This is a genomic window from Streptomyces botrytidirepellens, assembly GCF_003721215.1.
Taxonomy (GTDB): Bacteria; Actinomycetota; Actinomycetes; order Streptomycetales; family Streptomycetaceae; genus Streptomyces; species Streptomyces himastatinicus.
Map to the genome: position 1 here is coordinate 1 of NZ_RIBZ01000761.1, position 10,574 is coordinate 10,574.

The window sequence follows — 10,574 nt, forward strand, 5'->3', positions numbered from 1 at the left end:
CTGGGCACGCCTCGCCAGACGCGCGGGCGCGCGCCGACTCCGCACGCGGCCGGACTTCGCCCGGCAGGCGGTCCGAGCCCCAGCCCGCGCCCCGTCAGGCGGGTAAGCCCCGGACCCCACGCCCCGGGCGGGGACCGCCCCTGCGCGCCTCGCCAGGCGCGCGGGCGCGCACCACCTCGCTGTGCGGGGGCCGGGGCGGAGCCCCGGGTCGGGAAGGGGCGGGGTTGGGGGAAGGTCAGTCGGCTCGGAGGCGGGTGCTCATCCATTCCAGGGCCGGGGACACCTCGCGCTTCCAGGTGTTGAAGTTGTGGCCCCCGGTGCCGAGGATCATCGACGAGATGCGGATCGGCTCGCCGCGGCGGTTCAGGTCCTGCACCTTCGCCACGAACCGCATCGTCGCCCGGTAGTTCTTCTCGCCGGTCTCGCTGCTGCTCACCAGCAGCGAGACCGGCGGGGCGGGCTTGTGGTCGAGGCGCCACATGAGGTTGTTCTCCCGCTCCAGCTGCTTGCTGCCGCCGAAGAGGTCGCCGGTGGTCGGGTCGATGGGGGCCTTGTAGTAAGGGGACAGCCCGACGGCGGTGGAGAACGCGTCGGGGTGGCGCATCGCCATCTTCAGGGCGCAGTAGCCGCCGGTGGAGTTGCCGATGACGCCCCAGTTGCGGGCCTGTGCGCCCGCCCGGTAGTGCTCGGAGACGGCCTTCGGCACGTCCTTGGTGAAGAAGGTCTCGGTCTGCGGCCCGCCGGGGACGTCCATGCACTCCGTATCCCGCGGCGGCACCACCGTCGGCCGCATCATGACCAGGATGGTCGGCCGCATTCTTCCCTCTTTGACCAGCTTCTGGGACTTCTGGGGGTATTTCAGGCCATTGATGAGGGCCTCGGTGGTGCCCGGGTACCCGGTCAGCACGAGGGCGGCCGGGAACCGGCGCTCGGCGTACCGGGACTGGAAGTACTCCGGCGGCAGATAGACGTACGCGGGGCTCGCGATCCGCGAGACCGGCCCCCGGAAGGTGACCTTGTCGATGCGCCCGCCGGCCTCCGGGGACGAGCCGCCGGAGACGTTGAGCTTGCGGCTCTCGGTGACCTTCACCCGGCCGCCGGGGGTGTCGTGGTCCACCACCACCCCCATCTCGTTCTCGGCCCCGAAGAGGTCGGCCCAGGAGCCGTAAAAACCGAAAGACTGATTGGCGAACAATCCAAAAGCCGCGAACACCGCCACCTGGGTTGCCGCTAGCATGCCGACCCGGCCGACCACGGCGGTCACCCCGCGTCCGGCCAGCCGCGGCCACAGCCATATCGTGGCCGTGAACAGCAGCAGCGCCGCGACGACAGCCATGATCACGACGTTGTTGCTCGTGAGACCCATCACTATCTTTCTGCCGGGCGGCGGTCGTCCGTGCCGCGGGGGGGGCGCCTTCCGGCGGGAGCCGGGGGCGGAACCCCGCCGCCTCGAACTGCATCTAGATAGACGCAAATCGTGCGGAAGCTGCGTCAGAGAACCAAAGATCCTTTGACCGAAGCGACGGGAATGCGAATGTCTGACAGTCCAGATGCCGAAAAGTCCGGAGGGGTTCCCAACCGGATACGGCGCGTGCTGCGCGGGCCGCGTCCGGAGACGGTCCCCACCGCCGTCGGCACGGCCTGCACGGTGATCGGGCTCGTGGACATCGTTTTTCCGCGGCTGCGGCACAGCAAGGTGCACGCGCTGGCGGAGCTGCTGCCCGGCGCGGTCAGCTCCCTGGCCGCCGCGGCGTCGATCGTGGTCGGGCTGCTGCTGCTGATGCTGGCGCACGGCCTGAAGCGGCGTAAGCGCCGCGCCTGGGTGGCGGCGGTGGCGCTGCTGCCGGTCGGGGCGGCGGCCCAGCTGCTGTACCGGCACTCGGTCCTGGGCACCGTCTTCTCGCTCGTCCTGATGGTCGTGCTGCTGCGCTACCGCCGCGAGTTCGCCGCGCTGCCCGACCCCCGCAGCCGCTGGATGGCGCTGGCCAACTTCGTGGTCATGGGCGCGGTGAGCGTCGGGGTCGGGCTGCTCATCGTGCGGTCGCACCCGGACACCATCGAGGGCGCGCCGTCGCTGGCGGCGCAGCTGGAGCACGTGCTGTGGGGGCTGTTCGGCTTCGAGGGGCCGGTCGGCTACCGCGACGGCGCGGACTACACGGTCGGCTACTCGCTGGGCGCGCTCGGCCTGCTGACGGTCGCCACCACCGCGTACCTCGCCTTCCGCCCCGAGCACCCGGCCGCCCGGCTGACCGCCTCCGACGAGGAGCGGCTGCGGGAGCTGCTCGCCACCCACGGGCGCCGTGACTCGCTCGGCCACTTCGCGCTCCGCCGCGACAAGGCGGTGATCTTCTCGCCCAGCGGCAAGTCTGCCGTCTGCTACCGCGTGGTCTCCGGCGTGATGCTGGCCAGTGGTGACCCGGTCGGCGACGTGGAGGCGTGGCCGGGCGCGATCGCCGCGTTCATGGAGGAGGCGCGGGCGCACTCCTGGACCCCCGCGGTGATGGGGTGCAGCGAGACCGGCGGCGAGGTGTGGACCCGGGAGACCGGGCTGGACGCGCTGGAACTGGGCGACGAGGCGATCGTGGACGTCGCGGACTTCACCCTTTCCGGACGCGCCATGCGCAACGTGCGCCAGATGGTCAAGCGCATCGAGCGGGCCGGTTACGAGACGAGGGTGCGGCGCGTCGCCGACCTCGACGCGGCGGAGCTGGAGACCGTCCGGCGCGCCGCGGAGGACTGGCGGGGCACCGACACCGAGCGCGGCTTCTCGATGGCGCTGGGCCGGATCGGCGACCCGGCGGACGGCGAGTCGGTGATCGCCACCGCCCACAAGGCCGCCGAGGAGGGCGCCGAGGAGGGTCCGTACGGGGACCTGAAGGCCGTCCTGCACTTCGTGCCCTGGGGCCCGGACGGGATGTCGCTGGACCTGATGCGGCGCGACCGGAGCGCCGACCCGGGCATGAACGAGCTGCTGATCGTCGCCTCGCTCCAGGCCGCCCCGGCGCTGGGCGTCACCCGCGTGTCGCTGAACTTCGCGATGTTCCGCTCGGCGCTGGCCCGCGGCGAGAAGCTGGGCGCGGGCCCGGTGCTGCGCGGCTGGCGGGGGCTGCTGGTGTTCCTGTCCCGCTGGTTCCAGATCGAGTCGCTGTACAAGTTCAACGCCAAGTTCCGGCCGCGCTGGGAGCCGCGCTTCGTGGTCTTCCGCAACACCCGGGACCTGCCGCGCATCGGCCTGGCCGCGATGCAGGCCGAGGGGTTCGTCTCCCTGGCGCTGCCCCGGCTGCTGCGCCGCGGGCGGCGCGCCGAGCCGCGGCCCTGTGCGCACCAGGCCCCGGCCCGGCGCCGCGAACTGGAGCAGGCCGCCTGAGGGCAGACCGTCCGCGCGGGCGCGCCATCCGCGCGGGCACACCGCCCGAGCAGGCACGCGACCTGAGGGCGGGCCACCTGTACGGGCACCCCGCCCCCCGCGTCCCCCGCCCGGGCTGCCGGTACGTCTAGCCTTAAGGTCATGAGGACGTTGCGCGAGCGGGGCCGAGTGACCGGACTGCCGGAATGGGACCGGTGTGCGGTCATGGGCGTGGTGAACGTCACGCCGGACTCCTTCTCCGACGGCGGCCAGTGGTTCGACACCGACCTGGCCGTCAAGCACGGGCTGGACCTGGTCGCGGCCGGGGCCGACCTGGTGGACGTCGGGGGCGAGTCGACCCGGCCGGGCGCGGCGCGCGTCGACGAGGCCGAGGAGCTGCGCCGGGTGATCCCGGTGGTGCGGGAGCTGGCCTCGGCCGGCGTCTCGATCAGCGTGGACACCATGCGGGCCACGGTCGCCGAGCGGGCGATCGAGGCGGGCGCGCTGCTGGTCAACGATGTGAGCGGCGGCCGTGCGGACCCGGCGATGGTGCCGGCGGTGGCCGCGGCCGAGGTGCCCTTCGTGGTGATGCACTGGCGCGGCCAGTCGATCGACATGAACAACCGGGCGGTGTACGAGGACGTGGTCGGCGAGGTCGTCGCCGAACTGCGCACGAGCGTGAACCGGGCCGTCGAGGGCGGTATCGCCCCCGAGCGGATCGTGCTCGACCCGGGGCTGGGCTTCGCCAAGGACGCCGAACACGACCTGGCTCTGGTCGCGCACCTGTCCGCACTGCGCCAACTGGGCCGTCCGCTGCTGGTGGCGGCCTCCCGGAAGCGGTTCCTGGGCCGGGTCCTGGCCGACGACGGGGGCGCTCCGCCGCCCGCCAGGGAGCGGGACGCCGCGACCGCCGCGGTGACCGCGATCGCCGCGCGCGAGGGCGCGTGGGCGGTCCGGGTGCACGAGGTGCGGGCGAGCGCGGACGCGGTGCGGGTGGCCCGGGCCATCGAGACGGCCGAGGCCGGGTACCTCGAGAACGCGGCGAACGCGGCGGGAGCGCTGTGACTTCCCTGACGGACAGCGAGCGGGTGGCGCTGGTGAACACCGCTCTGTACGAGGCCATGGAGCAGGGCGACCACGGGGCGCTGGACCGGCTGTGGCTGGATTCCGCCGAGACCGAGGTGTCCTGTGTGCACCCGGGCTGGCCGGTGCTGCGCGGCCGGGGCGAGGTGCTCCGTTCGTACGCGCTGATCATGGCGAACACCGACTACATCCAGTTCTTCCTGACCGACGTCGAGGTGTCGGTGATGTCCGACACCGCGCTGGTGACCTGCACCGAGAACATCCTCAGCGGCGCCCCGGCCGAGGAGGAGGGGCAGCTCGGCCCGCTGGTCGGCCAACTGGTGGTGGCGACGAACGTGTTCCGGCGCACCGACGACGGCTGGAAGGTGTGGTCGCACCACGGCTCCCCGGTGCTCGCGGAGCGTGACGACGAGGGCCCGGAGGGTCCCGATGACGATGATCGGCTGATGCCGGGCTGAGTCCCTGATCCCGGCCCCGTGATGGCTCGAATGGGTTCCGTTCGAGCCGTGCGAGGTGCGGGTAGGTGAAGGTGGCGCGGGGCTGTGGGAGGCATCTGCCGCGACCCCGTGGGCATGTGCCGCCGACATTCGCAGGTAGATTCGAGGAGGTTCCCCCGCCGACGGCAGGGGGTCACTGGTGCGTTCCGGACCGGCCGGGGCGTGTCCGCGTAACCGACGACCAGCAGGAGTGATTCGGGTGGATCGTGTCGCGCTGCGCGGCCTGAGGGCTCGTGGGCACCACGGCGTGTTCCCGGAGGAGCGCGAGGAGGGCCAGACGTTCGTCGTGGACCTCGTGCTCGGCCTGGACACCCGTCCCGCCGCCGCCGACGACGACCTGACCAAGACCGTCCACTACGGCGTGGTGGCCGAGGAGGTCGTGGACGTGGTGCGGGGCGAGCCGGTCGAGCTGATCGAGACCCTTGCCGAACGGATAGCGGACACCTGCCTGAAGCATGATGTGGTGCGCGAGGTCGAGGTCGTCGTCCACAAGCCGCAGGCCCCGATCACCGTGCCCTTCGACGATGTCACCATCACCATTACCCGGAGCCGAGTATGAGCAGCAGCGACCCGACCGTGCAGCCCGTTCCCGCCTCCGTGGTGGAGAAGGTGGACGCCGCCGATGTGACCCTGTCCAACCCCAAACGGGCAGTGATCTCCCTCGGCAGCAACCTGGGCAACCGCCTGGAGACCCTCCAAGGCGCGGTGGACGCGCTGGAGGACACCCCGGGCCTGCGGGTCAAGGCCGTTTCTCCGGTGTACGAGACCGAGCCGTGGGGCGTGGAGCCGGGCACCCAGGCGACGTACTTCAACGCGGTGGTGCTGGTGAAGACCACGCTGCCGCCGTCCTCGCTGCTGGAGCGCGGCCACGCCATCGAGGAGGCGTTCGAGCGGGTGCGGGACGAGCACTGGGGTCCGCGCACCATCGACGTCGACATCGTGGCGTACCAGGACGTGGTCTCCGACGATCCGCTGCTCACCCTGCCGCATCCGCGCGCCCACCAGCGGGCCTTCGTCCTGGTGCCGTGGAACGACGTGGACCCGCAGGCCGAGTTCCCCGGCCGCGGCAGCGTCTCGGCGCTGCTGGACCAGGTGGGCGACGACGGCGTACAGGTCCGCACGGACCTGGAACTGCGACTGCCCGAATAGACGTTGACCAGTAGACGCTGACCAGTAGACGTTGACCAGGTGACCAGACGTTGATGCGTGGAGGGGCGACCGCTCGGTGAGGCAACTTCGGATCGGGGTGCTGGTCGGGCTGTTCGCCGTGGCCGGTGTGGTGTCGTGGGCGGGCTCCCGGCTGTGGGACACGCTGGGGTCGCTGCCGAGCGTTCCGCTGGCGGCACCGATCGTGCTGGCCCTGATCGCGGTCGTGCTGCTCGCGACCGCGATCTCGCTGCGGGCCCGGCTGCGCGCCCAGCGGGAGCGGGAGCCGGACGCGAAGGGCGTGGACCCGATGGTGGCCGCCCGCGCGGTGGTTTTCGGCCAGGCGAGCGCGCTGGTGGCGGCGCTGATCGCGGGGATGTACGGCGGGGTCGGGGTCTTCCTGGTCCTGGAGCAGCTGGACGTACCGGCCCGCCAGGACCAGGCCATCTACGCGGGCGCCTCGGTGCTGGCCGGCGCGGGTGTGGTGGCCGCCGCGTTCTTCCTGGAGCGGGTCTGCAAGCTGCCCGAGGACGACGAGGAGAACGGGCGCGGCCCGGGCGCCTCCGCCCGGGCCTGACAGCGTCGTCCCGGCCCTCAGCGGGCCGTTCAGCGGGCCATGATGAGGCTCATCGCCTCGGCCCGGGTGGCCGGATCGCGCAGCTGGCCGCGCACGGCCGAGGTGAGGGTCTTGGCGCCGGGCTTGCGCACCCCGCGCATGGTCATGCACATGTGCTCGCACTCGACCACGACGATCGCCCCGCGCGGTTCCAGTATCCGCATCAGCGAGTCGGCGATCTGGGTGGTCAGCCGCTCCTGGACCTGGGGGCGGCGGGCGAACACGTCCACCAGCCGGGCCAGCTTCGACAGCCCGGTGATCTTGCCGTCGTGGGACGGGATGTAGCCGACGTGCGCGACCCCCACGAAGGGCACCAGGTGGTGCTCGCACGAGGACATCACCTCGATGTCCTTGACCAGCACCATCTCGTCGTGGCCCAGGTCGAAGGTGGTGGTCAGGACGTCCTCGGGCTCCTGCCGCAGCCCCGCGAAGATCTCCTTGTACGCGCGGGCCACCCGACCCGGCGTCTCCCGCAGCCCCTCACGGTCCGGGTCCTCGCCGACGGCGATCAGAAGCTCACGGATCGCGTTCTCGGCTCGCTTCTCGTCGAACACGCCGATGGTGCTCTCACCGTCCAGCGTCACCGGGTCCGTCATGGGGCTTCCTCGTTCCTGATGTGCACAAATGCGGAATGCCGCGTCCCCAAGGCTAGAACCTGGGTGACGCGGCATTCATTCCGGGTCCTCCCGGGGCCCTCTCGGGCCCCGGGAGACCGGGATCAGCTCTCGGAGCCGGAGCCCGACTCCTCGGGCCGCTCGACGCCGTCCTCGGGCGCGGTGGCCTTGGTGAGCGAGGCCGCCGAGGTGGGCTGGGCACCGTTCGCCGGGGCGAGCTCCCGGGGGGAGAGCACCGGCGGGCGGGTGGAGGGCGTACGCCGCGAGGAACCGGTCCACGCCGGGCGGGCCGGACGCTTCACGACCGGGGCGAAGATCTCGGCGATCTCCTCCTTGTTCAGCGTCTCCTTCTCCAGCAGCGCCAGCACCAGGTTGTCGAGGACGTCGCGGTTCTCGACGAGGATCTCCCACGCCTCGTTGTGCGCGGCCTCGATGAGCTTCTTGACCTCCTCGTCCACCAGTGCGGCGACCTCTTCCGAGTAGTCGCGCTGGTGGGCCATCTCCCGGCCCAGGAACGGCTCGGAGTTGTCGGAGCCGAACTTGATCGCGCCGAGCCGCTCGGTCATGCCGTACTGCGTGACCATCGCGCGGGCCGTCGCGGTCGCCTTCTCGATGTCGTTCGAGGCGCCCGTGGTCGGGTCGTGGAAGACCAGTTCCTCGGCCGCCCGGCCGCCCATCATGTAGGCGAGCTGGTCCAGCATCTCGTTGCGCGTGGTCGAGTACTTGTCCTCGTCCGGCAGGACCATGGTGTAGCCCAGGGCCCGGCCTCTGGAGAGGATCGTGACCTTATGCACCGGATCGCTGTTCGGAGACGCCGCCGCGACCAGGGCGTGACCGCCCTCGTGGTACGCGGTGATCTTCTTCTCCTTGTCGCTCATGATCCGGGTCCGCTTCTGCGGGCCGGCCACGACGCGGTCGATCGCCTCGTCCAGGTAGTGGTTGTCGATCAGCTTCTTGTCGCCGCGGGCCGTCAGCAGGGCGGCCTCGTTCAGCACGTTCGACAGATCGGCACCGGTGAAGCCGGGGGTGCGGCGGGCGACGGCCGACAGGTCGACGTCCGGCGCGACCGGCTTGCCCTTCTGGTGAACCTTGAGGATCTCCAGGCGGCCCTGCATGTCCGGGCGGTCGACGGCGATCTGCCGGTCGAAACGGCCGGGGCGCAGCAGCGCCGGGTCCAGGATGTCCGGCCGGTTGGTGGCGGCGATCAGGATGACGCCGCCCTTCACGTCGAAGCCGTCCATCTCCACGAGCAGCTGGTTCAGCGTCTGCTCGCGCTCGTCGTGACCGCCGCCCATGCCCGCGCCGCGGTGCCGGCCGACGGCGTCGATCTCGTCGACGAAGACGATGGCCGGGGCGTTGGTCTTGGCCTGCTCGAACAGGTCACGGACCCGGGAGGCACCCACACCGACGAACATCTCGACGAAGTCGGAGCCGGAGATCGAGTAGAACGGGACGCCCGCCTCGCCCGCGACGGCGCGCGCGAGCAGGGTCTTACCCGTACCGGGCGGGCCGTACAGCAGCACACCCTTGGGGATCTTGGCACCGACGGCCTGGAATTTCGCCGGCTCCTGGAGGAACTCCTTGATCTCCTGGAGTTCCTCGACCGCCTCGTCCGACCCCGCCACATCGGTGAAGGTCGTCTTCGGCGTGTCCTTGGTGATCAGCTTGGCCTTCGACTTCCCGAAGTTCATCACTCGGGAGCCGCCGCCCTGCATCTGGTTCATCAGGAACAGGAAGACCACGACGATCAGCACGAACGGGAGCAGCGAGAGCAGAATCCCGACGAACGGGTTCTGCTTCGAAGTCGAGACGTTGTACCCGTCGGGGATCCCGTTGTCCTTCTGGGCATTGGCCTGAAGGGTCCTGGCGAGGTCGACGCCCTGGTCACCGATGTAGGTCGCCTGGAGCTTCGTGCTGCCCGAGACCTTGGCGACGTTGTCCTTGAGTTCGACCTTGATCTTGTGCTCGTCGCCGGTCGTCAGCTCGGCGGACTGGACCTGGTTCCTGTTGATCGCCTTGACGACCTGGCTGGTGTCCACCGACTTGTAGCCGCCGGACGAGCCGACGACCTGCATCAACACGACCACGGCGAGGACGGCCAGCACGATCCACATGACCGGCCCACGGAAGTAGCGCTTCACGTCCATCCATACGGGGCGAAACCGCCCCGTCCCTCCTGCCACAGTGAGGCACGGCAGCCCTGGAGGGGCGCCTGTGCGTGCGGTGTATTGCGGTGTATTTAGTGGTGTATGAGCTGTGTAATCCTCAGTCTCGAAAAAGACTGACCTTCGGACGGTACCCCAGCATTGTCACCCGACGCCGCCGTGGAGTGTTAACACATCCGCCTTCCCCTGCTCCAACGGCGGAAAACCGCGCCAGGTTCCCAGGGGGAGGCGGTACCCCTCAACCGCCGTAGACGTGCGGGGCCAGGGTCCCGACGAACCGCAGGTTGCGGTACTTCTCCGAGTAGTCGAGGCCGTATCCGACGACGAACTCGTTCGGGATGTCGAAGCCGACCCACTTCACGTCGATGGCGACCTTGGCCGCCTCCGGCTTGCGCAGCAGCGTGCACACGTTCAGCGAGGCGGGCTCGCGCGACCCCAGGTTCGACAGCAGCCAGGACAGCGTCAGGCCGGAGTCGATGATGTCCTCGACGATCAGGACGTGCTTGCCCTTGATGTCGGTGTCCAGGTCCTTGAGGATCCGGACCACGCCCGAGGACTGGGTGCCCGCGCCGTACGACGACACGGCCATCCAGTCCATGGTGACGGGCGTGGAGAGGGCTCGCGCCAGGTCCGCCATCACCATCACCGCGCCCTTGAGCACGCCGACGATCAGCAGGTCCTTGCCCTCGTACTCGTCGTCGATGCGGGCGGCCAGCTCGGCCAGCTTCGCGTTGATCTCATCCTCGGTGATGAGGACCGACTTGAGGTCGGTGCCCATGTCCTTGTCGTCCACCCGCGCCACTCTCGTTCGACGTAACCGGCTCATCTGGCTCGGGCGGATCAGCCCTGCCGGATCACCAGTCTGCCACCCTCCCGGCGGACCTCGACGCGGCCGGGGAGGTTGATGGCCCGCTGACCCCGCCAGCCGGTGATCAGCCGGTCGACTTCCTCGATGTGGCGGGCGAAGAGCGAACCGGCGGGCGCGCCCGCGGCGATGGCGGCGCGGCGCAGCACCCGGCGGCGGACGGCGGGGGGCAGCCCGTGCAGGCCGACGGTGTCCAGCTCGACGGCCTCCGCGCCGCCGGACCCGGCCCCGGGGGCGGGGGC

11 protein-coding genes are annotated in these 10,574 nt (G+C 70.7%); 6 read left to right on the top strand and 5 right to left on the bottom strand.

Features of this window, described 5'->3' with window-relative positions; all coding sequences use genetic code 11:
* Positions 1–235: 235 nt before the first annotated feature.
* Positions 236–1,366, bottom strand: coding sequence for an alpha/beta hydrolase (locus tag EEJ42_RS38740; protein WP_123106850.1), 1,131 nt, complete (start codon positions 1,364–1,366; stop codon positions 236–238).
* A 168-nt stretch (positions 1,367–1,534) separates the two neighbouring features.
* On the opposite strand from EEJ42_RS38740, the gene EEJ42_RS38745 reads away from it, so the two are divergent.
* From EEJ42_RS38745 to EEJ42_RS38770, 6 genes are all read left to right on the top strand, one after another.
* Complete coding sequence (locus EEJ42_RS38745) at positions 1,535–3,367, top strand: phosphatidylglycerol lysyltransferase domain-containing protein (RefSeq protein ID WP_123106851.1); 1,833 nt, start codon at positions 1,535–1,537, stop codon at positions 3,365–3,367.
* A 141-nt stretch (positions 3,368–3,508) separates the two neighbouring features.
* Complete coding sequence (gene folP / locus EEJ42_RS38750) at positions 3,509–4,411, top strand: dihydropteroate synthase (RefSeq protein ID WP_246097641.1); 903 nt, start codon at positions 3,509–3,511, stop codon at positions 4,409–4,411.
* Complete coding sequence (locus tag EEJ42_RS38755; protein WP_123106853.1) at positions 4,408–4,887, top strand: nuclear transport factor 2 family protein; 480 nt, start codon at positions 4,408–4,410, stop codon at positions 4,885–4,887. The genes folP and EEJ42_RS38755 overlap by 4 nt, the downstream gene beginning before the upstream one ends.
* A 229-nt stretch (positions 4,888–5,116) precedes the next feature.
* On the top strand, positions 5,117–5,485 hold the full coding sequence (folB, locus tag EEJ42_RS38760; RefSeq protein WP_078510390.1) for a dihydroneopterin aldolase: 369 nt from the start codon (positions 5,117–5,119) through the stop codon (positions 5,483–5,485).
* A complete protein-coding gene (folK, locus tag EEJ42_RS38765) occupies positions 5,482–6,075 on the top strand; it encodes a 2-amino-4-hydroxy-6-hydroxymethyldihydropteridine diphosphokinase (protein WP_123106854.1) in 594 nt (197 codons plus the stop codon). Before folB ends, folK begins: the two co-directional genes overlap by 4 nt.
* Positions 6,076–6,151: 76 nt before the next feature.
* On the top strand, positions 6,152–6,649 hold the full coding sequence (locus EEJ42_RS38770) for a DUF3180 domain-containing protein (protein ID WP_123106855.1): 498 nt from the start codon (positions 6,152–6,154) through the stop codon (positions 6,647–6,649).
* 29 nt (positions 6,650–6,678) lie between these two features.
* On the opposite strand, the gene folE is transcribed toward EEJ42_RS38770, so the two are convergent.
* From folE to EEJ42_RS38790, 4 genes are all read right to left on the bottom strand, one after another.
* A complete protein-coding gene (gene folE / locus EEJ42_RS38775) occupies positions 6,679–7,284 on the bottom strand; it encodes a GTP cyclohydrolase I FolE (RefSeq protein ID WP_123106856.1) in 606 nt (201 codons plus the stop codon).
* Positions 7,285–7,406: 122 nt separating this feature from the next.
* Positions 7,407–9,449, bottom strand: a complete 2,043-nt coding sequence (gene ftsH, locus EEJ42_RS38780) for an ATP-dependent zinc metalloprotease FtsH (protein ID WP_123106857.1) — start codon at positions 9,447–9,449, stop codon at positions 7,407–7,409.
* 256 nt (positions 9,450–9,705) lie between these two features.
* Complete coding sequence (hpt, locus tag EEJ42_RS38785) at positions 9,706–10,245, bottom strand: hypoxanthine phosphoribosyltransferase (protein ID WP_123106858.1); 540 nt, start codon at positions 10,243–10,245, stop codon at positions 9,706–9,708.
* Positions 10,246–10,307: 62 nt separating this feature from the next.
* Positions 10,308–10,574 (bottom strand): TilS substrate-binding domain-containing protein (locus EEJ42_RS38790; RefSeq protein ID WP_246097642.1); only part of this gene is annotated, 267 nt, incomplete at its 5' end.

Coding starts and splice junctions, on each gene's coding strand:
- EEJ42_RS38740 (WP_123106850.1), bottom strand. CDS start 1,366: ATGGGTCTCACGAGCAACAACGTCGTGATCATGGCTGTCGTCGCGGCG.
- EEJ42_RS38745 (WP_123106851.1), top strand. CDS start 1,535: ATGTCTGACAGTCCAGATGCCGAAAAGTCCGGAGGGGTTCCCAACCGG.
- folP (WP_246097641.1), top strand. CDS start 3,509: ATGAGGACGTTGCGCGAGCGGGGCCGAGTGACCGGACTGCCGGAATGG.
- folK (WP_123106854.1), top strand. CDS start 5,482: ATGAGCAGCAGCGACCCGACCGTGCAGCCCGTTCCCGCCTCCGTGGTG.
- folE (WP_123106856.1), bottom strand. CDS start 7,284: ATGACGGACCCGGTGACGCTGGACGGTGAGAGCACCATCGGCGTGTTC.
- ftsH (WP_123106857.1), bottom strand. CDS start 9,449: ATGGACGTGAAGCGCTACTTCCGTGGGCCGGTCATGTGGATCGTGCTG.
- hpt (WP_123106858.1), bottom strand. CDS start 10,245: ATGGGCACCGACCTCAAGTCGGTCCTCATCACCGAGGATGAGATCAAC.